The organism is Arthrobacter sp. SLBN-122 (assembly GCF_006715165.1).
Classification (GTDB): Bacteria; Actinomycetota; Actinomycetes; order Actinomycetales; family Micrococcaceae; genus Arthrobacter.
Map to the genome: position 1 here is coordinate 2116747 of NZ_VFMS01000001.1, position 20905 is coordinate 2137651.

Sequence of the window (20905 nt, forward strand, 5' to 3'; positions counted from 1 at the left end):
GCCGGCTATGGTGCCTGCGGCGGGACGCCAAGACTCAGGCGGCCTTGACTCGCGGCAGTTCGTCCCAGTGGGTGGTGTAGCGGGGCGAATGCATCTCCCTTTTCATGGTCCAGTCCAGGCCCGACCTGATGCCCGCATGCCCTAAGCCAATGGACCCGCGCCCGAACCGGCGGCTCACGTCCTCAAGCAGCGGCCCGATGGCGCGTTCCTCGTGCCGGTTCTCGAAGATCTCCAGCGGGGGCTGGTTTCCGGTGGGCCGCAGGTCGGTGAGCATCAGGCCGGCCTTGGCGTATTTCAGGCCGTCCCTGATGCTGGGAAGCAGCGCCTGGGCCGCCTTGGTGAGCAGGAGCGGATCCGCCGTGGGCATGGGCAATGAGACACAGACCGAAGGATGGTGCTGTTCGTGGTCCCGGAAGGGTGACGTGGCAGCGAACGCCGTCAGGACTTTCGCCTGGAGTCCGTGCTTGGAAAGCCTGGCGCTCGCCTGCTGCCCATAGATGCTGAGTACCTCCCGCAGGCCGGCCGCGGTGGTCACCGGCGTGGCGAAGGACCGGGAAAAGATCAGCTGGTCGCGGCCGATGCGCTCCTCCTCCATGGGGATGCAGGGGGTGCCGCGCAGTTCGAGGACCGTCCGCATGAGCACCACCGAGAACTTGTCCCTGATGGCCACCGGATCCGCCCGGACCAGGTCCAGCACGGTGAAGATCCCTAAGACGTTGAGCCGCTTCATCAGCCGGCCGGCGATGCCCCAGACCTCGTCCACCGGCAACCGGGCCATGAGTGCCTCGCGCACATCAGCGGGGACCGACTCCCAAAGGCAGACCCCTCCGAAGGCGGCGTTGTTCTTGGCCCACTTGTTACACAGCTTCGCGAGGGTTTTGGTGGGTGCAATGCCGACGCACACCGGCACCCCCACATGCCGCCGCACTGCCTCCTTCATCCTGCGGCCCAGGGCCAGCAGTTCCTCCGGTCCGCCCTTCACGCCCAGGAACGCCTCGTCGATGCTGTACACCTCAAGCCAGGCGGAGTACCGGCCCAGCAGTTCCATCACCCGCGAGCTGATGTCCCCGTAGAGCTCATAGTTGCTGGACTTGGCCACCAGACCCCACTCTTTGGCCCGCGGAGCCAGCTTGAACCAGGGCTCCCCGGTGGCAATGCCCAGCGCCTTGGCCTCGGGGGAGCGGGTCACGGCGCAGCCGTCATTGTTGGACAGCACCACCAGGGGGCGCCCCTCCAGGGAGGGATCGAACGCGCGCTCCGCGGAGGCGTAGAAGCAGTTGACGTCGACATGGGCAATCTGCGGCATCCGCCGCATGAGTGCGGGCCTAGGCATGGCGTGCCTCAGACATGGTGCAGGCACCTGGTGGCGACACCCCAGATGGTCAGCTCGGACAGTGCGGGGACGTGGATGTCCGGGTATTTCGGGTTCTCCGCCTGCAGCACCACGCCCGTGCGGGTGACGCGGAGGCGCTTCACCGTCAGTTCCCCGTCCAGCACCGCGATCACCACGCACCCGTCCCTGGGTTCCAGTGCCCGGTTGACGATCAATTCATCGCCGTCACTGATGCCGGCGCCCTCCATGGAGTCCCCGGTGACCCGGACCACGAACGTGCTGGTGATGTCCTTGATGAGGTGCGCGTTCAGGTCGATCCGGCCGTCGAAGTAGTCCTGCGCCGGCGACGGAAACCCTGCCGCCACCGCCACAGGGGAGATCAGCACCGAGAACAACGAGGCGCCCGCATCTATCACGCGGGGACCGATAATAACGCCCACAACACACCCTTATTCGAATATATGTTCGATAGCTTCAGTGTAGCCCCGGGCGCTGACAACCGGCATCCGCCCGGGGGCCGGGGTGCTCCGCAGGGGAGTACGCGGCGGCCGGCAGCCCACGTAGACTGGCAGGATGCGGCTGGTAGCAAGCGATATCGACGGAACGATCCTTGGGCACGATGGTAAAATCAGCCCCCGCACTATCCGCGCCTTCCACGCCTGCCGCAATGCCGGCGTCGAGCTTGTCTTCGTTACGGGGCGCCCGCCCCGGTGGCTGCACCCCCTCGAGGAGCAGCTGGGCCACACGGGACGGGTGATCTGCTCCAACGGCGCCGTGGTCTGGGACCTCGAGGCGGACCGGCTGGTTTCCGCCCGCACCCTCGCCATCGGCAACGTCCTGGAAGCCCGGCGCATCATCAAGACGCTCCGTCCCGCCGCCTTGTTCGCCGCGGAAACACTTACCGGATTCCACCTGGAACCGGGCTTCATCGAAAACGAATCCAGCGAACTGCTGGCCGAGTTCACTCCCGCGCCGCTGAAGGACACCCTCACGGGCGACGATTCAGTGGTCAAATTCCTTGCCATCATCCGCGACGGCACGCCCGATGATTTCCTGGCGGAGGTGGCGCCCGCCGTCGAACATCTGGCCGCCACCACGCACTCCTCGCCGGGTGTCCCCATGCTGGAGCTCTCCCTGCCCGGGGTCAACAAGGCCGTCACCCTGGCTGAGTACGCCTCGGCCCTGGGCATTGACGCCGCGGACGTGGTGGCCTTCGGCGACATGCCCAACGACATTGAGATGCTGCGGTGGGCCGGCCACGGCTATGCCATGGCCAGCGGCCATCCGGAGGCCATCCGGGCGGCGGGGCAGCAGGCGCCGCATTTTGACGACGACGGCGTGGCCCAGGTTCTGGAGGCAAGGCTCGCCTCCCTGGGCGTCCAGTTCTCCTGATTCCCGCTACCCCTATATTCACGGCTCCCGCTCACCTGGCGTTTACCTTCCAGCCGTAGCGTGAAGCGTGGAAGGCAGGCACTTCGCACGCCGGCTCACAGGGGGCAACATGGCAAGAAACGTCAAGCAGCACGTGGCTGATGGGCCGCTGCGCAAAGCAACGCCCGCGCCACACTGGAAGCAGCTGCGCCAGGGCGACCGCGTCCGGGTCCTGTTCTCGCCGGGGTTTGAAGCCGGCGGCGTGGTGGACACCATCACGGCAGACCACACGGCCGTCTGGGTGCACCTGGACGGCGGCCGCGGCCGGACCCTGCTGCACTGCGGGGATGGGGTGGACATTGTTCCGTGCGGGGAGACTGCCTGCCGGGACTGACCGGCAGGTCCGGGGTACGCTCGCAGTGTGACCCTGCCCTTTTTCGAGCACAAGGACGACGCCGGGCGGCAGCTTCCCATCGCCATGGCCCACCGCGGGTTCTCGGCCGAGGGGCTGGAAAACTCCATGGCCGCGTTCCGCTCCGGCGTCGAACTCGGTTTCCGGTACCTCGAAACGGACGTGCACACCACGGCCGACGGCGTCCTGCTGCTCTTCCACGATGAAACCCTGGACCGGGTGACCGACGGCCGGGGGCGTGTCGCGGAGCTGCCGGCCGCCGACGTCGCGAAGGCGCGGATCAACGGCCGCGAGCCCATCCCCACCTTCGATGAGCTGGTGACCCAACTGCCCCACGCCAGGCTGAACCTGGACGTTAAAGACTGGAATTCCGTCCAGAGCACTGCCGCGGCCATCGAGCGGCACCAGGCGCACCAGCGGGTGCTGGTCACCAGTTTTTCGGACCGCCGGCGGCGGGCGGTGCTGAGACTGCTCAGCCGGCCGGTCGCCTCATCGGCCGGCGTGGCCTCCAGCGCCCTCTTCACCCTGTTGGGCCCGGTGCTTCCGCGCCCGTTGTTTCGCCGGCTCATGCGCCGGGTGCTTCGGGACGTGCACGCGCTCCAGGTCCCCGTCCGCTATGGACGGGTCCCTGTTGTCAGCGCCGGCTTCATCCGCCGGGCCCACGCCCTGGACCTGGTTGTGCACGTCTGGACCATCAACGACGCCGTCGAAATGCACCGGCTCCTTCAGTTGGGTGTGGACGGCATCGTCACGGACCGGGCGGACCTGCTCCGTGGCGTGCTGATGGAGCGCGGCGAGTGGCCAGGGGGCCACCCGCCTGGCGCGGCCTCCTAGCCGCGGCCCGTGCTGGTGGACGGGTCCTGGTCGCCCTCAGTGGGGTCTGCGCGAAGCTCGTCGGGGTTGCTCTCCGGAAGTCCCCCGGACACCCCCGACACCCCCGGGCTGCCCTGGGCCGGCCCTGCCCCGCCCGTGGGCGCTGTGGCATCGCCGGCCAGGCTCGCGTCGTCCGGTGCCCGGCCAGTCTGCCCGCCGCCGTTTGCGTTGTTGGTTTCGTCCGCATCCCCGCCGAACGGGTTCTCGGACACCGGCCCCGGGGCTGCCCCCGTCTTAAGGCCGGGCGCCTTCTGCTTCTCCGCCTCCATGGCGTTTGAACCTTCGCTCAGGGACGAGTGGACTTCCACGTCGTCATTGGGGTCCGCGGGGTCGGGCACATCCATTTTTTCCGTTGGTTTGGATGTCCCGGCCAGGTCCTCCATGGCGTTTTCTGCTGCCTTGCCGATGCTGTCGCCAATTCCCATGTGACTGCTCCTTCCGACATCGCTGCCGGCGCCCCAGCGGCATACCGGCCCTACTCCTCCAGAATTATCAGCATGCTTACAATTAGTCCAGTGCTGGGGAATCGGACCGCAGCCGGAGAGGAAGGAAGAGCAGCATGAGCACTTACCATCCGGAAAATGACCCCGCGAACCCTGACCGGCCGGGGAAGGAAGAGGGTGGCGCCGCCCAGCCCCACCTGGGCGAGCAGCGCAGCCGCGAGTCGGCAGGCTCGCCGAACCCGGACCCGGCGGAGGGCAACATCACCGGGCTTGAACCGGGCGGGGGAGTGCCCCCGGGAGAGACGCCGCCGGCCGAGGACCAGATGAGCCGGGACCAGGGCCATTCCGAATAGCGCCCGAATGGCCAGCGCGGCGGCGTGCGTCATGCCGCCGCGCTGGCCCCGGTCAGGAAGGCTTTTTGCCGTGGCGGCCGTGCGACTCTGCCGGCCCTGCCGGCCCCGCCAAATGACGCTCCAGCCCGTCCATGTCCAAGCGCGTGTTCCAGTTGGCCCAGTCCTGCGGCCGGACCGACGGGCGTCCCAGCAGGTACCCCTGGCCGGCGCTGATCCCAAGTTCGGTGAGGACCTTGAGTTCGCCCACCGTTTCGATGCCCTCGGCCACCAGGGTGGTGCCGATCTGGTCGGTGAAATCCACCAGGCAGGCAGCCAAGGCCCGCTGGAGGCCGTCCTTGTCGACGTCGCCGATCACGTTGCGGCCCACCTTCAGGAAGTCGGGCCGCAGGTGGATCATGCGGCTGAGCGCGCCGGCGCCGGTATGGGTGTCGTCGACGGCGATCCGGAGGCCTTGCTCCCGGAGCGGATTGATCGCGGAAATGAACTGCAGATATTCCTCTTCGGCAATGTCCTCGGTCATTTCGAGCACGACGCGGTGGATGGGGAGTTCAATGTGGTCGAACAATTCCGGCAGGCGCGGGTCCATGCAGGACGTGGGCGAAATATTGAGGGACACATAAAGGTTTTCCGGCAGGTCGCGCGCCGCAGCCGCCGCGGAACCCAGAGCCGAGAATTCAAGGTTTGCGCCAAGGCCCACGGCCGCGGCCTCGGCGAACCACAGTTCCGCGGCGGCGCCGTCGTCGCTGACGAAGCGGGAGAGGGCTTCCGCGCCCACCACGGTTTTTCCTTCCAAGCCGTAGATGGGCTGGAAGGCGGTCATCAGCATCTGGTTCTCAAGCAGCGCGCTGATCCTCGAGATGCTTCGGATGGCGTCCAGCTGCTCAGCGAAGCGCGGCGGCAGCGTGGGCGGCGTGAGGCGCATTTCCCGGGCCGTTTCCAGTGTTTCCACCGTGTTGGCATCGCTGCGCCGGGTCTCAAGGAGATACTCCAGCAAAGCCCGTTCGGGCACGCCGGGATTCTCATCGAGGCTGTTGCTCAACTGTTGCCGGACGGCGGCTCCCGCAGGATCCGTATCCGCCAGCACGCCGGCGATAATTCCCCATGCCTGTACCCGAACCGACATTAGCGACGCCCCCAGTTGACGAAGTAATGACCCCATGGCCCATTAATGTTCAAATTTCCAAACGCCTTATAAAAGTACGGTGTTGCCAGACCTGAATTTCGCGGCGGCGAAAAACCTGACACCGCACGCTGATCGTATAACGGCAGCCACAAAAGCGCAGTAGTTTTGTGCTACTGGTTAGCGCTTTCCTGCTGGTCAGCCAACAGTTGGGGAATCTGGTCAGGCGGAACCGGACGGCAAAAGTAGTAGCCCTGGGCGCTGCGGCACCCCAGCCCGCGCAGGATCTCCGCCTGCTCTGCCGTTTCCACGCCTTCCCACACGGCTTCCAGCCCGCACGCCCGCACCAGCTGCAGCACCGCGGCCACCAGGGCAGGCTGGCTGGGGTCGGTCTCCAGCCCGGCAATCAGCGATTTGTCCACCTTGACCCGGTCCACGGGAAGGCGCCGGAGGTAGCTGATGGAGGAATAGCCGGTACCAAAATCATCGATTTCGATGCCCACGCCCAACCCGCGGAGACCGCCCAGCGAATACCGGTCCAGCTCATTACCTTTGACGATGGCCACTTCCGTCAATTCCAGGACCACCTGCTCGGGCCTGACCCCGGTCTCCTTGAGCACCGTTCGCACGTCCTCAATGAACTGCAGGCTCTGCAGGTCCGTGGCGGAGATGTTGACCCGCACGGAAAACGTGCTGTCCAGCAGGGATGCGTCAATCCAGCCCCGCAACTGTCTTACTGCCGTCCTGAGCACCCACAGGCCCAGCTCCGAGATCAGTCCTGCCTCCTCGGCGAGGGGTATGAACTCGTCAGGCATGATGAAGCCCCGGCTGGGATGGTTCCAGCGGACCAGTGCCTCCACGCCTTCGATCCGTCCCGTGGCGAGCTCCACCACCGGCTGGTAGTAGAGCGTCAGTGCGTCATCCTTGATGGCGGCCCGCAGGTCGTCCACCAGTTGGCTGCGGAGCCGCCGCACCAGCAGCATTGCCGGCTCGAACCGGTGCAGCTTGTTCTGCCCTTCAGCCTTGGAGGCATACATGGCGACGTCGGCCTCCATCAGCATGTCCTCCGGGCTTTGGCCTTCGCTGCCCACGCTGAGCCCGATGCTGGCACCGCAGCGCACGCTGCGGCCGGGGAGCTCGATGGGTTCGCCGAGGTCCGCCAGGATGCGGTGCGCCACAATGGCCGCCTGGTCCGCCGACGCCGACGGCATGACGATCGCGAATTCGTCACCGCCCAGCCGGGCCACGACGTCGGACGCGCGGACAGCGGTCCGGAGCCGTTCGCCCACGGTCACCAGGACCTGGTCGCCGGCGGTGTGCCCCAGGCTGTCATTGATGGACTTGAACGCGTCCAGGTCCAGCAGCAGAATGGCGGGGCCTTCCTCCGCAGGATCGCCCTCAGCAGCATCGCGGGCCTGCAGGGAGCTGCGCAGCGCCTCGATCAGGGCCGAGCGGTTGGCCAGGCCGGTAAGCGGGTCCTGCATGGCCATCTTCTGCATCTCGAGGTGTGCCTCATGCAGCAGTTGGGTGCGGACCTGGACGCGCTGCTCAAGCTCTTCGTAAATGACCTGAAGGTCCTCAGCCAAGAGATTGGTGCCCATGATGATCGCATCCAGTTCATCGCGGGCGGGGGAGACCTCTATCCGGGAGCTGAGGTCGCCGGAAGCCAGCCGGACAATACCTTCCAGCAACTGGGAAAGCCGGGGGTCGTCGTCGGCAAACATGCAGTCCTCCTCCGGCGCCTAGTTGGCCTGGGCGCTGTCTGTGCCGAGGGGGAGGCTGACGGTGACGGTGGTCCCGGTGCCCAGGGTGGAGGCGACGTCGATGCGGCCGCCGTGGCGGTCCACGATGTCCTTGGAGATGGCAAGGCCCAGGCCTGTTCCCGGGATTGCGCCGTTCATGGCGTTGGAGGCCCGGTAGAACCGGGTGAAGACGTGGTTGATCTCGTCGCTCGAAATACCGATCCCGGTATCGGCGATGCGTACGGTGGCCCACTTGGAGCCGTCCGCGGCGGCGTGGGATTCGCTGCCCACCTCGATCCGTCCGCCGCTGGGCGTGAACTTGATGGCGTTGGACACGAGATTGGTAAAGACCTGCTGCAGCTGTACTTCATCGGCGAGTATCTCCGGATCCTCCGGAACGGGGTCCACGTCGATGGTGACGTTCTGCAGTGTGGCCAGGGGGCGGAGGGCAGCCGCCACCAGATCCAGGGTCCGCCCCAGCCGAACCGGTGCCAGCTGCATGGCCATGGTGTCCAGCCCGCCGCGGGAGACGCTGAGCATGTCCTCGATGAGCGTGCGGAGGCGTTCGGTGTTGCGGACCACGATGTCCAGCATCTGGTGGACTTCCCTGGACACCGGATGCTCGGTACTTTCCTGGATCATGTCCAGGTAAGCCATGATCGAGGTCAGCGGGGTTCGCAGCTCGTGGTTCACCGTCGCCAGGAAGTCCGTCTTGGCCTTGTCGAGCTCCCGCAGCTGCTTCACCACCTGCTGCTGGCTGTTGATCAGGTGGCTTTGGATGAGACCGTAGGCGGCGTTGCCGGCCACGTGCTGGATCAGCCCCAGCTCAGCGCTGGACCAGGTCCGGGGCCGGTCCATCGTGGCGATCCAGATGATGCCCAGGGAGGAATTACCCTCGCCGATGGGCACCGCCAGTGTTGAGGCGGCTCCGGCGATGTCAGGGCCCGGACCCGGCTTGGCCTCGCTGCGGGCCGCCGATTCGTTTCCGTCGGCGGAGAGCGTCTCCGTCCCTGCCCAGAGGGCGTCTGCCGTAGCGCGGGCCTCATCCTCGCGTGGAAGGGCCTCCGCGGGCAGCTCGGCCAGGCCCCACCGGTCCCAGCTGGCCGTGATGAGGGGGACCCGGTGGTCCTCAAAGGTTGCCAGGACAACGTGGTCGGCCTTGAAGGTGCGGCCGAATCCCGCGACAACGTGGTTCGCGATTTCCTGCGGATCGTTGGTGGCGCGCACTGCCGCCGAGACACCGCGCAGCTGCTCCCGGAGCCCTTCGGCTTCCTGCCTGGAAGCACGGCGGCGGGATACCTGGTCGATAAGGACGGAGGCGCGGTGCACCAGCTCCTGCGGTGCAGGCGGCTTGGTGATGCAGTCGTGGATGCCGGGGGGATTGGCGGCTTCGATCTCAGCGGGGTTGTCCAGGTCCACCATGACCAGGACCGGTGCCGTGGACGTGGACAGGACACCGGACAGGAAGGCATCCGCCACAACGACTGACGGTTCAGTGGCGTCCAGCGCCGCGGCGAGGCTGTGGGCGTCGGTCGCTTCGAGGACGGTGTATCCGGCGCCGCGCAGTGCCTGTGCATTAAGGGCCAGCCGGCCGGCGTCGGGATCGGCGACGACGGCGGTGCGGGGCGGGCGCACGTCACTCGGGACAGCCGTCACAGTGCTCCCTTCCCTCCCAGTTGAGTACATTCTAGGGGGATGCGGGCCCGGAGGGTCCACGGGGTGCTGACCCTTACGTCCACTTTCCGCCGCTGCCGCCCGGGCTGGGGCACGCCGTAATGTTGCCGAGGGTCCGCCGCTGCGGCGGCCGGGACCATATATTTGAGCCGTGTCTCCAACAAACCCGCCACGGTCCGCCTGGCAGAAGTACCTGATGATCCCCAAGCTTGTCAGGCTGTCGCGCAGCGCCCCGAAGGACCGTCACAAGGCGTGGGACCGGTATTGGGCCGGCATTACCGCTACCGGCCCCGGCGGTGAGGTCCTGTGGGACTCGGGCAGCAACCACGAGTTCCAGGGCTACCAGGACAGCCTCCTGCGCCACCTGGACCCCGCCCTTCCCGTGGTGGATACCGGCTGCGGGCACGGCAGCTTTACCCGTGCGCTCGCAGGAATTTTTCCCAGCGTCATCGGCGTGGATGTCTCGCAGCATGCTGTTGCCCGCGCGCGGGCCGAATCTGCCGGAATCAGCAATGCCGCCTTTGAAGCCCGGGACATGACAGCGGAAGGTGCTGCTGCCGAGTTGGCGGAGTTCTTCCACCTGGGCCTGGACGGCGCCAACGTCTTCATCCGCGGCGTGCTGCACGTCCTCGATCCCGCCCACCAAGCGGCGATGGTCGAAAACCTGCGGACCCTGGTTGGCCGCCGCGGCACGGTTTTCATGGCGGAAACCAACTTCCAGGGCAACCCGGTGGAGTACGTCACCCATCTTGGCGCAACCACCCGCGGCATTCCTGCACCATTGGAGCTGGCCATCCGCGGACTTCCCATGCCGGGGCACTTCGGGCCCGAAGAGCGCGAACGTGCGTTCCCGCCGTCGGCCTGGGAACTCCTTGAAGATGGCCATGTGGCCATCGAAACCAACCCGGTGACCGGCGTGCCCGGCCAGGACCGGGTTCCCGGGTATTACGCAGTGGTCCGCCCACGCCGGTAACCACGGCCGGCAGGGGTTCCGCCGGTTCCGCAAACTTCGCGCAGATCCCCGCACCGTGCCCACAGTGTGACTTCCATCCCCTTGACAGCGGGCGGATCCGGAGGCTCCATAGTAAGTAGACTTACTAGTTAGCCAGAGGTGAAAGGAAGAGCGCCATGGCACAGGATAAAGGCAATAAGACCCGCGAAGCGGATGGCAGCAGGGACGAGGACGACTTGGGTGCAGGCCCCGAGGGCGGGAAGATCCGCCATGGCCCCGACTCTTCCAAATCCCTGAAGTACTCGCAGGAAGTCACCTCACCGGATGACGAGCCCGAACGCGAGGGCCGCAGCCTTGCCACCACCCACCATGAAGTCATCAGGAGGTGGGCGGAGGAGCGCGACGGCGTTCCCGCCACGGTGGAAGGTACGGAACACGGCGACCATCTCGGAGTGCTCCGGATCGACTTCGGCGGCAAGGACGACAAACTCCGCCACATCAGCTGGGATGAATGGTTCGACACCTTCGATTCCCGAAAACTGAATTTCATCTACCAGGAACAGCGCAGCGACGGCACCCAATCCAATTTCTTCCGGTTGGAAAATCCCAACCGCGAAGACGCCTAAGCCGCACCGCGCCCCAGCGTTCGGGCCGGCACCGGATCACCCTCCGGCGCCACGCACCGGCCACCGGCGCAAGACCTACAGGAATCAACATGAGCAACCTCATTCCATCCGGCGCACTGCGCCGGATGCTCCTTCCCCCCACCTATGGGCGGCACGTTACCTCCGCCACTGAGTTCACCATCCTGTCAGTGGAGGTATGGGCATCCGGGCTGGTGGTCAACATCCACCTTCCCTCCGACGACGCCGCCGAACCCCGCCTCACCGTCCAGGACCACTTCGGGACGCAATACACCCTGAAGGAAACGGCCACGGTGGGCTCCCGCAATCTGCAGGTCTTCACCCCGTCGGTACCGCCTGGCACCAGGAGCCTGACCATCCGGTCAGCGGACGACGGCGACGGCCGGCCCGTGGTGACATTCGCGGTCCCGTTGATGGCCGTGCCGGAAGCGCAGCCGGACTTCGAGGCAGCCGGCCGCAGGGCCAAGGCCAACCACGACGAGTCCTACGAGGATGACCTCCGCCGTCCCGCCTGACCAACCCTGAGCCAGAACCCCAACCGACCAGAACCACGCCTGACCCGACGAAAGGCCCCGCCATGCCGGACACCAGCAACTTCACGCCCACCACCGCCATCGTGACCGCCTCCGACTCCGGGATCGGCAAGGCCACCGCCGTGGCCCTGGCCCACGCCGGAATGGACGTCGGTGTGACGTGGCATTCGGACAAGGCAGGTGCTGAGGAAACCGCCGAGGAAATCCGCGGCCTGGGGCGCAAAGCCGTGGTCCGGCAGCTGGACACCACCGAACTGCGTGCCGCTGCGGGCGTGATCGATGAACTCGCCGAGGAACTGGGCGGGCTGGACGTCTTCGTGAACAACGCGGGCACCGGTGCAAGCACCAAGTTCCTGGACATGGGCATCGATGACTGGATGCAGGTCCTGGACACCAACCTCAATGGCGCGTTTGTCTGCCTGCAGGCGGCAGCGCGGCGGATGGTCAAGGCCGGCAGGGGAGGCCGGCTGGTGGCCGTGTCCAGCGTCCATGAGTTCCAGCCGCGCGTGGGCTCGTCCGCCTACGATGCCTCCAAGCACGGGCTGGGCGGGCTCATGAAGACTCTCGCCCTGGAGCTGGGCCAGTACGGCATCACCGCCAACACGGTGGCGCCGGGCGAAATCGCCACCCCGATGACAGGCCAGGAGGACCAGGATCCCAGGGCGACGGAGCGGCCCGGGGTGCCGCTGGGCAGGCCCGGGGACGCGCGGGAGATCGCCGACGTCATTGCTTTCCTCGCCTCGCCCGCCTCAAGCTACGTAACCGGGGCGGCGTGGGTGGTCGACGGCGGGATGCTTCAGATGGGTCCGCAGGCGGGATCGCACATCACCGGCAACGACTGGCGCGAGGCGTAGTCCCGCGGCGCACCGTTCTTCAGGCGGGCGGTCACAGAAGTCCCTGTAACGCGAGCGGCAAGCGCATTCCCAGGACTTGCTGGCATGATGGAGCGCATGCGCATTCTTATCGCTCCGGACAAGTTCAAGGGGTCCCTGACCGCGGCCGAGGCTGCCGCCGCCATCGCGGAAGGCGCCTTGCGGGTGTACCCGGAAGCCGTCGCCACCCAGTTTCCCATTGCCGACGGCGGCGAGGGCACCCTGGAGGCGGCCGTGGCTGCGGGCTACGAGGAGCGGCTGAATGCCGTGGTGGGTCCCATCCTCACCCCGCTCGGTGCCGCATGGGCAGTCCACAAGGGCGGCGACGGCAAGGTCACGGCAGTGATCGAAACGGCGCAGGCCTCCGGCCTGGCCGACATGGAACCAACTCCTGCCAACGCCCTGCGTGCCCACAGCTACGGTTGCGGCCAGCTCATTACAGCTGCCCTGGACGCGGGGGCCACCGAGATTGTCCTGGGCCTGGGCGGTTCGGCCATGACCGACGGCGGCAGCGGCGCACTGCGCGCCCTGGGCCTGAAGCCCCTGAATTCCGCCGGGAACGTGGTGCCCCTGGGTGGCGGTTCGCTGGCCGACCTGGTGGCCCTGGACACCACGGGGCTGGATCCGCGGCTCTCCGCAACGACCTTCCGCATCGCCGTCGACGTCCGTAATCCGCTGTACGGACCCTCGGGCGCCGCGCATGTCTTCGCCCCCCAAAAGGGTGCGGACCAGGAGGCTGTGGAAATGCTCGACGCCGGGCTACGCAACTGGGCGTCCGTGCTGCGGGAAGCAACGGGCCGGGACGTGAACGTCCCCGGCGCAGGCGCCGCCGGCGGCTTCCCGGCGTCGTTCCTTGCCTTTACCGACGCCACGCTGGAAGGCGGCTTCGCGCTGGTGGCCGGGCTGACCGGCCTGGCCGAGCAGCTGGAGCAGGCAGACCTGGTGATCACCGGTGAGGGATCCATGGATTCGCAGTCGCTAACCGGAAAAGCGCCCATCGCGCTCGCGGACGCGGCCCGGGAACGCGGCATCCCCGTCATCGTGGTGGCCGGCAGGATCCTGGTGACCCTTGAGGACCTCGCCGGGCACGGCGTGGTTGCCGCGGCGCAGCTGCTGGACGTCGCGTCGAGCCCCGACGACGCCGTGGCGAACGCCGGCAAGTACCTGGCCTGGGCGACAAGCCAGGTACTTGAGGGCGCCTAGCTGAATTAGCCCACGATCGTGGTGTTGCGCCGGCGCCGGAAAATCAGCACCGCAATCACCACCAGCACGGCGATTCCAGCAACCACCCACGGGAAGTAATTCAGGCGTGTGGACTCGTTCTGGGCCGATTCACCCGTGCCGGGGTTGGCGGGGCCGGTGGACGCGGTATCACCGGGGGAAGGTGTGGGAGACGTGCCTGCGGCCCATGCCGTGCCTGTTGATCCCGAGGCCATCCGTGCCGCCTCTGCCTGGTTGGGGTTTGCCTGGCTGATGGCGGATTCGGGCGCTGCTGCAACGGCGGCGCCGGCAGGAAGGGCCGGGGCGGCCAGGAGCAGCAGGGCCAGCAGGACGGTTCGCAAGGACGTTCTCATACAGTCTCTCCTCTTTGGATGGGGCTGGGTGATGGGACGGGTTTTATCGGGCAGGATGACTGGCCGGGACCTTACGCCCCGGTTTCGTAGTGGGGTTCTGCAACAGGCTTTGACTCCGGGGAGCCCTTTTCCCGCAGGTAGACCGAAGCTCCCGCAAGGACCGCCACCACCAGGAACTCGCTTTGCCAGTTCTGGAAGGATTCGAACCAGAACCGGCTGGTGCCCAGGTACTGCAGGAAACTGATGCTGGGCTGGCCATGGCTTTGCTGGTCACTGTTGTACTCCTGCACGCCGCCGGCGGCGTGGAGGGTGAAGGAAGCGAGGAACAGGATAAAGAACATGACCGACAGGGAGTGCTCATACACTTTGAGCACCACGCCGCCGCGACGCACCGGCCAAGGGATGTTGTCTTTGAGGACCGCCTGGCGCGGGTCTTCGTCCTGCGGGGCTTTCTTGCCCATGGGCTTGGATTCGGATGAGCCTTTTTGGAAAAGGAACACCGTGAGGACCACGTACATGGCCATCTGCAGGAACTCCGATTCCCAGTTCTCGAAAGTGGCCTCAACGAAGGCGCCCGTGCCCAGGAATTCCAGGACCGAAACCGCAGGTTCCCCGTGGGACTGCTGTTCCTCGCTGTAGGAAGCGGCCCCCGAGAGGATCATGCCGACAAAAAATGCAATGAACAGGCCCGCGTTGGCAAGCAGCAGCCCATGTTCCTTGGCCCATTTACGCATCGTCTACTCCTTATCCGAGGTGGGCGGGACAATCCTTCCCGTGGCCCGCTTGTTCAGTCGAAGCGGTACGAACACCAGCATGACCACCATGACGCCCAGCAGCGCTGCGCCGGCGGTGACTCCGGCGGAGCGCCCGACGGCAACATCGAACACCAGGGCGGCCGTTCCGGCGCTCAGCAGGGCAATGCCGCCAAGGGCGATCTTGGTGATGGTGTCGGCGCTGGAGACCAGTGTTTCCTTGAGCCGTTTGCGGAAGAGCCGGCGGTGCACGCTGACCGGGAGGAGGATAAAGGCGGTGGTCAGGGCGGCGATGACAACGTTGACGAGGTAGAGGCCAACCTCCCAGTCGTCCAGCTTTTCGAACCGCTGCTGGAATGGCAGCGTCAGCAGGAAGCCGGCCAGGATCTGTACCCCGGTCTGGAGCACACGCAACTCCTGCAGGAGTTCGGCCCAGTTGCGGTCAAGCTGCTCCTCGCGGGTCTCATTGCGTCCCGTCCGGCCCGTGTAGTCCTCAACTTCGGACATCGGCTCTCCTTCCTCTCCGGCCGCGGCCCCGGCCTTCTTTCTATTCCTCCCCTACCCAGAAACAAGGCTGGCCGTTGCGTGAGCTACAACATTTGATAAGTTTACTGATTATTACCGCTGAGCGGTGGACTTGGTCCTCCGCCCGGGATAGCTTCGAAGGGCCGGAGCACGGCAGTGCTCTTCCCACCGACACAGGTCAACCGACACAGGCAGGCGGACTATGAGCGAGACGGACAAGCAGACAGACCAGCCGAAGGATCCGCGCGACGGCTACCACTCGGGCCCCTTCCCTGAACAGGAACAAAAACAGCCCGGACTGACTGCGCCCATGCACCCCAAGCCCGACCACGGGGAGCAGAGCTACGAGGGGCACGCCAAACTCGAAGGCAAGGCGGCGCTCATCACCGGCGGGGACTCCGGCATCGGCAAGGCAGCCGCCATCGCGTTCGCCCGTGAGGGGGCCGACGTCGCCATCTCCTACCTGCCCGAGGAAGAAGACGACGCGCAGGACACCGCGGAGTGGCTCCGGAAAGCCGGGCGCCGCGTGCTGCTGTTTCCCGGCGATGGCCGCGAGGAGGAGTTCAGCACCCGCATCGTGGAGGAAACGGTCTCCGAATTCGGCCGCCTCGATGTGCTGGTCCTGAACGCCGCGTACCAGAAGAACCGCGAGAGCCTGGAGACCCTTCCCACCGAGGAGTTTGACCGCGTCTTCAAGACCAACCTCTACTCGCTGCTGTGGTCCGCGCGGGCGGCCGTGCCGCACCTGAAGGCCGGGGCCTCGATCATCACCACCGCCTCCATCCAGGCTTTCAACCCGTCACCGGGGCTGATCGACTACGCCATGACCAAAGCGGCGCAGGTGGCGTTCACCAAGGCGCTGGCCCAGGAACTGGGCCCCAAGGGGATCCGCGTCAACGCCGTGGCTCCGGGCCCCATCTGGACACCGCTGATCCCGGCCACCGAGTGGCCGGACAAGCTCCCCTCCTTCGGGCAGGACACCCCGCTGGAACGCGCGGGGCAGCCGGCCGAACTCGCCGCGGCGTATGTACTGCTCGCCTCGGAGGACGGTTCCTACATTTCCGGCGCAGTCCTGCCCGTCACGGGCGGCAAGGGGCTTTAACCAGGATCACCAGACCAGCAATATCGGCAATGAACAACAGGAGGAAGCATGACGCAGGAAAACCAGCAGGCTGAACCCGAGACGGCTCCGGGCGGCTACGGCACCCCTACCGCCGAGCAGGAGGCCGCCGGGACGCAGGGCGGCCAGGGCCAGCAGTCCGGTGGCGGTGCATCCTCGGGCGGCGCGGACACCAACGAACCGCAGTCCGGTACGGGCCAGGAGCCCGTCCCGCACGACATGGATCTTCCGTCCAGCGCGGCGGAAATCGATGAGTCCAATGACGATTCCCAGGGGTCGGCGCCGGTGTCCTCGGAGTCCGGGCAGGAAGCCACCGGCATTCCGGACGGCAGCGGAAACGACCTTCCCAAGGAGGAGTCGCCCAACGACAACGATGAAAGCTTCGACGCCGGATAAAGCGTTCTGATCCATCCAAGCCCCCGTTTCTGCTGCCCCTGATGGCAGCAGAAACGGGGGCCTTTGCGTTCAGCAGGCTCCACCACATCGCCCCCTGGCGGCGGGGCAGCACCCGCGAATACATCCCGTCCGGCTGGGTACGGAACATGCAGAACCCATGTCGCCGGCAGGCAGCAGCGAGCAGTCTGTGCATCCGCCGGCGCCAAAAATCAACGCCGGGAAGGTGGAATGTGGCCAGGAGATCTTCTGAACAGTGGGCGCGGCCGCAGGACCGGCCGGACAACGTGGTGGTGGACGTCCTGATCCCCACCTGCAACAGGCCGGCCGAGCTCGCCGTCACCCTTGCGGGACTGGCCGGACAGACTGAGCCCGCGTTCGCCGTCGTCATCAGCGACCAGTCAGCGGGGCAGCCCGCCTTTGACCATCCCGCTGCCGCTGCAATGGTGCGCGTGCTGGAGGCGCAGGGCCGGCCCGTCACGCTGCTGCGGCACCTGCCGCGGCGCGGACTGGCCGAACACCGCCAGTTCCTGCTGGACCAGGCCAGGGCGGCCCAGTGCCTCTTCCTTGACGACGACGTCTGGCTGGAGCCGGGTGCCCTGGAGCGGCTGAGCACGGCGCTGGGTGAGCTTCAATGCGGTTTTGTGGGAATGGCGCCGCAGGGACTGTCCTTCCTGGACGACCGCAGGCCGGAACAGACGGCCGCCTTCCAGGCCTGGGACGGCCCCGTGACTCCGGAGCGGATCCGGCCGGGCGCGCCGGGCTTTGAGCGCTGGCCGCTGCACAGCGCTGCCAATCTCAGCCACCTCAGTGCCGAACTGTCGCTGCAGCCCGGCCAGTGGGTGCCGTACCACGTGGCGTGGCTGGGTGGCTGCGTGCTGTACCGCAGGGATGCATTGAACGACGCCGGAGGGTTCCGTTTCTGGACCAGCCTCCCCGCCGATCACGCGGGCGAGGATGTCGTGGCCCAGTGGCAGGTCATGGAACGGCACGGCGGGGCGGGCATCCTCCCCTCCGGAGCGGTCCACCTTGAGTCACCCACCACCGTGACGGACCGGCGGGTGGAGGCGTACGACGTCGTCCTGAAAGAGGATGCTGTCTGATCAGCTCCTAACCCTGCCGGTTCCCCCTAGTCCCCGCTGCTGAAGGCGGCGTCGAAGCTGGTTTGTGAAGCGGGGAAGTCGTACTTTTTGAGGTTGGCGAGGGCCTCGGGGGCGCCGTGGAGGCGGTCCATGCCTGCGTCTTCCCACTCCACGGAGATGGGGCCGTTGTAGCCGATGGCGGCGAGGGCGCGGAAGGAGGCTTCCCAGGGGACGTCGCCGCGGCCTGCGGAGACGAAGTCCCAGCCGCGGCGGGGGTCGCCCCAGGCCAGGTGGGAGCCCAGGACGGTGTTCCGGCCGGTCTGCCGGACCTTGGTGTCTTTGCAGTCCACGTGGTAGATCCGGTCCTTGAAGTCCCAGATGAAGGAGACGGGATCGATGCCCTGCCACATCATGTGTGAGGGGTCCCAGTTCAGGCCGAAGGCTTCGCGGTGGCCGATCGCTTCGAGGGTGCGGACGGTGGTCCAGTAGTCGTAGGCGATCTCGGAGGGGTGGACTTCGTGGGCAAAGCGGACGCCGCATTCGTCGAAGACGTCCAGGATGGGGTTCCAGCGGTCGGCGAAGTCCTGGTAGCCGGCGTCAATGACCTTCTCCGGGACGGGCGGGAACATGGCCACGTACTGCCAGATGGAGGAGCCGGTGAATCCGACGACGGTGTCCACGCCCAGTGCCTTGGCGAGGCAGGCGGTGTGTTTCATTTCCTCGGCGGCGCGTTGGCGCACGCTTTCCGGGTCGCCGTCGCCCCACACCTTTGAACCGACGATGGCCTGGTGGCGGAAGTCGATGGGGTCATCGCAGACGGCCTGGCCCTTGAGGTGGTTGGAAATGGCCCAGACCCTGAGGTTGTACTTGTCCAGGATCTCGAGTTTGGACTCGACGTAGCCGGGCTCGTCCCAGCGCCAGGCGTCCAGGTGGTCGCCGGAGACCGCGATCTCCAGGCCGTCATAGCCCCAGCCGGAGGCCAGGCGGGCGACTTCTTCGAAGGGCAGATCGGCCCACTGGCCGGTGAACAGGGTGAACGGGCGGGGCATGCAGGGCTCCTTGAAGATAAGGGTGCTAGTGGCGGACGACGGTGAGGGTGCTCTTGTTGGCGGCGGACTGCTCCACCGCGTCCAGGACGTACTGGACGTTCAGTCCTTCTTCGAACGACGGCGAGGGCTGGGTTCCGTCCTGAATGGCCAGCAGGAAGTCGCGGACCTGGTGGGTGAAGGTGTGTTCCCAGCCGATGATGTGGCCCTGCGGCCACCACGCCTCCAGGTAGGGGTGGTCGGGTTCGTTGACCAGGATCCTGCGGAAGCCCTGCTCACGAACAGGCGCGGTGGCGTCCAGGAAGCCGAGTTCGTTAAGGTTTTCCAAATCGAACAGGATGCTGCCCTTGTCACCGTAGACCTCAATCTGGAGGGAGTTCTTCCTTCCGGTGGCCACCCGGGAGACCTCCACTGAGGCCACCGCCCCGGAGGTGAGGGACAGCGTGGCCCAGGCGGCGTCGTCGACCGTTACGTCCTCCATGCCGTCCGCACCGGGGCGGCGCTCCACGAAGGTGTTGAGCCGGCCGCTGACCTCGGTGACCTGGTCGCCCAAGAGGAAAAGCACCTGGTCGATGGCGTGGGAGGCGATGTCCCCCAGCGCCCCGGACCCGGCAGTCTCCTTCCGCAGCCGCCAGGTCATGGGGGCCTGGGCGTCCGCGAGCCAGTCCTGGAGGTAGGCGGCGCGGACGTGCCGGACGGTGCCCAGCCGGCGCTCGGCGATCAGTTCCCTGGCCAGGGCCAGGGCCGGGACGCGCCGGTAGTTGAAGCCGATCATCGACTGCACCCCGTTGGCCCGGGCCTTGGCCGCGGCGGCGGTCATCAGCTCGGCTTCCGCCAGGGTGTTGGCCAACGGCTTTTCCACCAGGACGTGCTTGCCTGCCTCCAGCGCAGCGATGGCGATCTCGGCGTGCATCCAGCCCGGAGCGCAGATGTCCACGATGTCGATGTCATCGCGGGTGATCACCGTGCGCCAGTCGGTGGCTGATTCGGCCCAGCCGTACTTTGCCGCGGCCTCTGCCACGGCACCGGCGTCCCGGCCCACGAGGACCTTCTGTTCGAAGGCCGGGACGTCGAAGAAGCTGGCCACGTTCCGCCACGCGTTGGAGTGGGCCTTGCCCATGAAGGCGTAACCGATGGCGGCCACACCCAGCGGGCGGGAGGCGTTGGCATTGCGGCTGTCCTGAGACAGTGGTGACGTATGCGCCGTGTTCATTGTGTTGCTCCTAGGAATAGCGTTTGCTTGCCGCGAACGGCGCTTGAGCGGCCTGGCTTTGGTTCGAAAGGTCTACTTGACAGCGCCGGCCGACAGCCCGGCGACCAGGTGCTTCTGGACCAGTATGAAGCCGATCAGCACGGGCAGGCTCACTACGACCGATGCGGCCATGAGTTGGTTCCAGAACACATCGGATTCACTTGCGTACGCCTTGAGGCCCAGTGACAGCGTCTTGGTCGCCTCATTGGTGAGGACGGAAGCGAACAGGACTTCGCCCCAGGCCGATATGAACGAGTAGACCGCCACAGCGATGATTCCAGGTTTGGCCACAGGGAGGATCACGCGGAACAGGGCCCCCATCCGGCCGGTGCCGTCGATCATCGAAGCCTCCTCAAGTTCCTTCGGAATTGAGGCAAAATATCCGCTGAGCATCCAGATCGCAAAGGGCAAAGTAAACGTCATATACGTGATGATCAGGCCTAGGTAGGAACCCTGCAGCTGAAGCCCGGTCATGTTCCGGATTTGGGTGAAGATCAGGTAAAGGGGCAGCAGGAACAGGATGCCGGGGAACATCTGCGTGGACAAGACGGTCAGGCTAAAGGCCCGCTTGCCCTTGAACTGCAGCCGTGCGACGGCGTAGGCGGCCAACACGGCCACGGTCACGGAGCATGCCGTTGCTGCGACCGTGATGATGAGGCTGTTCTGGAAATACTTGGACAACGGCACTGTGGTCCAGATGTCCAGGTAAGGGGACAGGGTGATTTCGCGGGGGATCCACTTGAACAGTCCGGAAACATCCTTCAGCGGCTTAAGTGACGTGGAAACAACCACGTACAGGGGGACTGCCACCCAAAGCGAAAGTACGGTCAGTACCACGT

General features: G+C 66.3%; 24 protein-coding genes. 12 read left to right on the plus strand and 12 right to left on the minus strand.

The window, feature by feature from the left end; genetic code table 11:
* Positions 1-34 precede the first annotated feature (34 nt).
* Together FBY36_RS09880 and FBY36_RS09885 are read right to left on the minus strand one after the other, a co-directional pair.
* Positions 35-1333: a Y-family DNA polymerase gene (locus FBY36_RS09880; protein WP_200830477.1), complete on the minus strand. Its 1299-nt coding sequence runs from the start codon at positions 1331-1333 to the stop codon at positions 35-37.
* Between the two features lie 8 nt (positions 1334-1341).
* Positions 1342-1773: a LexA family protein gene (locus FBY36_RS09885; protein WP_142118977.1), complete on the minus strand. Its 432-nt coding sequence runs from the start codon at positions 1771-1773 to the stop codon at positions 1342-1344.
* A 133-nt stretch (positions 1774-1906) separates the two neighbouring features.
* Between FBY36_RS09885 and FBY36_RS09890 the strand changes: the two genes are divergently transcribed.
* The 3 genes from FBY36_RS09890 to FBY36_RS09900 all read left to right on the plus strand — a co-directional run bounded on the left by FBY36_RS09890 (position 1907) and on the right by FBY36_RS09900 (position 3950).
* Positions 1907-2725 (plus strand): HAD family hydrolase, encoded by an 819-nt coding sequence (locus FBY36_RS09890; RefSeq protein WP_142118979.1) that lies wholly within the window; start codon positions 1907-1909, stop codon positions 2723-2725.
* 109 nt (positions 2726-2834) lie between these two features.
* Positions 2835-3098 (plus strand): hypothetical protein, encoded by a 264-nt coding sequence (locus FBY36_RS09895; protein ID WP_142118981.1) that lies wholly within the window; start codon positions 2835-2837, stop codon positions 3096-3098.
* Positions 3099-3125: 27 nt separating this feature from the next.
* The gene (locus FBY36_RS09900; protein WP_142118983.1) at positions 3126-3950 is read left to right on the plus strand and encodes a glycerophosphodiester phosphodiesterase family protein; all 825 of its coding nucleotides are present in this window, start codon (positions 3126-3128) and stop codon (positions 3948-3950) included.
* On the opposite strand, the gene FBY36_RS09905 is transcribed toward FBY36_RS09900, so the two are convergent.
* Entirely contained in the window at positions 3947-4414 is a 468-nt protein-coding gene (locus FBY36_RS09905; RefSeq protein ID WP_142118985.1) for a hypothetical protein, read from the minus strand. The genes FBY36_RS09900 and FBY36_RS09905 overlap by 4 nt on opposite strands.
* Before the next feature lie 134 nt (positions 4415-4548).
* Here FBY36_RS09905 and FBY36_RS09910 point away from each other — a divergent pair, with 134 nt between their 5' ends.
* Positions 4549-4785, plus strand: coding sequence for a DUF6480 family protein (locus FBY36_RS09910; RefSeq protein ID WP_142118987.1), 237 nt, complete (start codon positions 4549-4551; stop codon positions 4783-4785).
* A 52-nt stretch (positions 4786-4837) separates the two neighbouring features.
* On the opposite strand, the gene FBY36_RS09915 is transcribed toward FBY36_RS09910, so the two are convergent.
* From FBY36_RS09915 to FBY36_RS09925, 3 genes are all read right to left on the minus strand, one after another.
* Complete coding sequence (locus FBY36_RS09915; protein ID WP_235008791.1) at positions 4838-5908, minus strand: EAL domain-containing protein; 1071 nt, start codon at positions 5906-5908, stop codon at positions 4838-4840.
* Positions 5909-6078: 170 nt separating this feature from the next.
* Positions 6079-7629: a putative bifunctional diguanylate cyclase/phosphodiesterase gene (locus FBY36_RS09920; protein WP_142118989.1), complete on the minus strand. Its 1551-nt coding sequence runs from the start codon at positions 7627-7629 to the stop codon at positions 6079-6081.
* A gap of 18 nt (positions 7630-7647) precedes the next feature.
* Positions 7648-9333 carry an ATP-binding protein gene (locus tag FBY36_RS09925; protein WP_142118991.1) on the minus strand — a complete coding sequence of 562 codons (1686 nt, stop codon included), beginning with the start codon at positions 9331-9333 and terminating at the stop codon, positions 7648-7650.
* A 184-nt stretch (positions 9334-9517) separates the two neighbouring features.
* Between FBY36_RS09925 and FBY36_RS09930 the strand changes: the two genes are divergently transcribed.
* The 5 genes from FBY36_RS09930 to FBY36_RS09950 all read left to right on the plus strand — a co-directional run bounded on the left by FBY36_RS09930 (position 9518) and on the right by FBY36_RS09950 (position 13525).
* Complete coding sequence (locus FBY36_RS09930; RefSeq protein WP_142122581.1) at positions 9518-10294, plus strand: class I SAM-dependent methyltransferase; 777 nt, start codon at positions 9518-9520, stop codon at positions 10292-10294.
* A gap of 155 nt (positions 10295-10449) precedes the next feature.
* A complete protein-coding gene (locus FBY36_RS09935; protein WP_200830478.1) occupies positions 10450-10899 on the plus strand; it encodes a hypothetical protein in 450 nt (149 codons plus the stop codon).
* Between the two features lie 89 nt (positions 10900-10988).
* Positions 10989-11432 (plus strand): hypothetical protein, encoded by a 444-nt coding sequence (locus FBY36_RS09940; protein WP_142118993.1) that lies wholly within the window; start codon positions 10989-10991, stop codon positions 11430-11432.
* Positions 11433-11494: 62 nt separating this feature from the next.
* Positions 11495-12304: an SDR family oxidoreductase gene (locus FBY36_RS09945; protein WP_142118995.1), complete on the plus strand. Its 810-nt coding sequence runs from the start codon at positions 11495-11497 to the stop codon at positions 12302-12304.
* Between the two features lie 96 nt (positions 12305-12400).
* Positions 12401-13525, plus strand: coding sequence for a glycerate kinase (locus FBY36_RS09950; protein WP_142118997.1), 1125 nt, complete (start codon positions 12401-12403; stop codon positions 13523-13525).
* Between the two features lie 5 nt (positions 13526-13530).
* Here FBY36_RS09950 and FBY36_RS09955 read toward each other — a convergent pair whose 3' ends face one another.
* The 3 genes from FBY36_RS09955 to FBY36_RS09965 form a co-directional block, all read right to left on the minus strand.
* A complete protein-coding gene (locus FBY36_RS09955) occupies positions 13531-13896 on the minus strand; it encodes a LuxR family transcriptional regulator (RefSeq protein WP_142118999.1) in 366 nt (121 codons plus the stop codon).
* 71 nt (positions 13897-13967) lie between these two features.
* On the minus strand, positions 13968-14630 hold the full coding sequence (locus tag FBY36_RS09960; protein ID WP_142119001.1) for a DUF6766 family protein: 663 nt from the start codon (positions 14628-14630) through the stop codon (positions 13968-13970).
* 3 nt (positions 14631-14633) lie between these two features.
* Complete coding sequence (locus FBY36_RS09965) at positions 14634-15155, minus strand: DUF6328 family protein (RefSeq protein ID WP_142119003.1); 522 nt, start codon at positions 15153-15155, stop codon at positions 14634-14636.
* Positions 15156-15375: 220 nt separating this feature from the next.
* Here FBY36_RS09965 and FBY36_RS09970 point away from each other — a divergent pair, with 220 nt between their 5' ends.
* The 3 genes from FBY36_RS09970 to FBY36_RS09980 are packed head-to-tail and all read left to right on the plus strand — an operon-like array spanning position 15376 to position 17789.
* A complete protein-coding gene (locus FBY36_RS09970; protein ID WP_142119005.1) occupies positions 15376-16275 on the plus strand; it encodes an SDR family oxidoreductase in 900 nt (299 codons plus the stop codon).
* A gap of 48 nt (positions 16276-16323) precedes the next feature.
* Entirely contained in the window at positions 16324-16689 is a 366-nt protein-coding gene (locus FBY36_RS09975; protein WP_142119007.1) for a hypothetical protein, read from the plus strand.
* Positions 16690-16730: 41 nt separating this feature from the next.
* Positions 16731-17789 carry a glycosyltransferase family 2 protein gene (locus FBY36_RS09980; protein ID WP_235008793.1) on the plus strand — a complete coding sequence of 353 codons (1059 nt, stop codon included), beginning with the start codon at positions 16731-16733 and terminating at the stop codon, positions 17787-17789.
* A gap of 26 nt (positions 17790-17815) precedes the next feature.
* Here FBY36_RS09980 and FBY36_RS09985 read toward each other — a convergent pair whose 3' ends face one another.
* The 3 genes from FBY36_RS09985 to FBY36_RS09995 all read right to left on the minus strand — a co-directional run bounded on the left by FBY36_RS09985 (position 17816) and on the right by FBY36_RS09995 (position 20903).
* Positions 17816-18817: a sugar phosphate isomerase/epimerase family protein gene (locus tag FBY36_RS09985; RefSeq protein ID WP_142119009.1), complete on the minus strand. Its 1002-nt coding sequence runs from the start codon at positions 18815-18817 to the stop codon at positions 17816-17818.
* A gap of 25 nt (positions 18818-18842) precedes the next feature.
* Positions 18843-20027: a Gfo/Idh/MocA family protein gene (locus FBY36_RS09990; RefSeq protein ID WP_142119011.1), complete on the minus strand. Its 1185-nt coding sequence runs from the start codon at positions 20025-20027 to the stop codon at positions 18843-18845.
* 72 nt (positions 20028-20099) lie between these two features.
* The gene (locus tag FBY36_RS09995) at positions 20100-20903 is read right to left on the minus strand and encodes a carbohydrate ABC transporter permease (RefSeq protein WP_235008794.1); all 804 of its coding nucleotides are present in this window, start codon (positions 20901-20903) and stop codon (positions 20100-20102) included.
* Positions 20904-20905: the final 2 nt, after the last annotated feature.

Bases quoted from the DNA above. Each gene is read 5' to 3' on its own strand.
- FBY36_RS09945 (WP_142118995.1), top strand. From the start codon at position 11,495: ATGCCGGACACCAGCAACTTCACGCCCACCACCGCCATCGTGACCGCC.
- FBY36_RS09955 (WP_142118999.1), bottom strand. From the start codon at position 13,896: ATGAGAACGTCCTTGCGAACCGTCCTGCTGGCCCTGCTGCTCCTGGCC.
- FBY36_RS09925 (WP_142118991.1), bottom strand. From the start codon at position 9,333: ATGTACTCAACTGGGAGGGAAGGGAGCACTGTGACGGCTGTCCCGAGT.
- FBY36_RS09880 (WP_200830477.1), bottom strand. From the start codon at position 1,333: ATGCCTAGGCCCGCACTCATGCGGCGGATGCCGCAGATTGCCCATGTC.
- FBY36_RS09965 (WP_142119003.1), bottom strand. From the start codon at position 15,155: ATGTCCGAAGTTGAGGACTACACGGGCCGGACGGGACGCAATGAGACC.
- FBY36_RS09990 (WP_142119011.1), bottom strand. From the start codon at position 20,027: ATGAACACGGCGCATACGTCACCACTGTCTCAGGACAGCCGCAATGCC.
- FBY36_RS09940 (WP_142118993.1), top strand. From the start codon at position 10,989: ATGAGCAACCTCATTCCATCCGGCGCACTGCGCCGGATGCTCCTTCCC.
- FBY36_RS09950 (WP_142118997.1), top strand. From the start codon at position 12,401: ATGCGCATTCTTATCGCTCCGGACAAGTTCAAGGGGTCCCTGACCGCG.
- FBY36_RS09890 (WP_142118979.1), top strand. From the start codon at position 1,907: ATGCGGCTGGTAGCAAGCGATATCGACGGAACGATCCTTGGGCACGAT.
- FBY36_RS09930 (WP_142122581.1), top strand. From the start codon at position 9,518: ATGATCCCCAAGCTTGTCAGGCTGTCGCGCAGCGCCCCGAAGGACCGT.
- FBY36_RS09975 (WP_142119007.1), top strand. From the start codon at position 16,324: ATGACGCAGGAAAACCAGCAGGCTGAACCCGAGACGGCTCCGGGCGGC.
- FBY36_RS09910 (WP_142118987.1), top strand. From the start codon at position 4,549: ATGAGCACTTACCATCCGGAAAATGACCCCGCGAACCCTGACCGGCCG.
- FBY36_RS09920 (WP_142118989.1), bottom strand. From the start codon at position 7,629: ATGTTTGCCGACGACGACCCCCGGCTTTCCCAGTTGCTGGAAGGTATT.
- FBY36_RS09915 (WP_235008791.1), bottom strand. From the start codon at position 5,908: ATGTCGGTTCGGGTACAGGCATGGGGAATTATCGCCGGCGTGCTGGCG.
- FBY36_RS09905 (WP_142118985.1), bottom strand. From the start codon at position 4,414: ATGGGAATTGGCGACAGCATCGGCAAGGCAGCAGAAAACGCCATGGAG.
- FBY36_RS09895 (WP_142118981.1), top strand. From the start codon at position 2,835: ATGGCAAGAAACGTCAAGCAGCACGTGGCTGATGGGCCGCTGCGCAAA.
- FBY36_RS09960 (WP_142119001.1), bottom strand. From the start codon at position 14,630: ATGCGTAAATGGGCCAAGGAACATGGGCTGCTGCTTGCCAACGCGGGC.
- FBY36_RS09985 (WP_142119009.1), bottom strand. From the start codon at position 18,817: ATGCCCCGCCCGTTCACCCTGTTCACCGGCCAGTGGGCCGATCTGCCC.
- FBY36_RS09970 (WP_142119005.1), top strand. From the start codon at position 15,376: ATGAGCGAGACGGACAAGCAGACAGACCAGCCGAAGGATCCGCGCGAC.
- FBY36_RS09935 (WP_200830478.1), top strand. From the start codon at position 10,450: ATGGCACAGGATAAAGGCAATAAGACCCGCGAAGCGGATGGCAGCAGG.
- FBY36_RS09980 (WP_235008793.1), top strand. From the start codon at position 16,731: ATGGCAGCAGAAACGGGGGCCTTTGCGTTCAGCAGGCTCCACCACATC.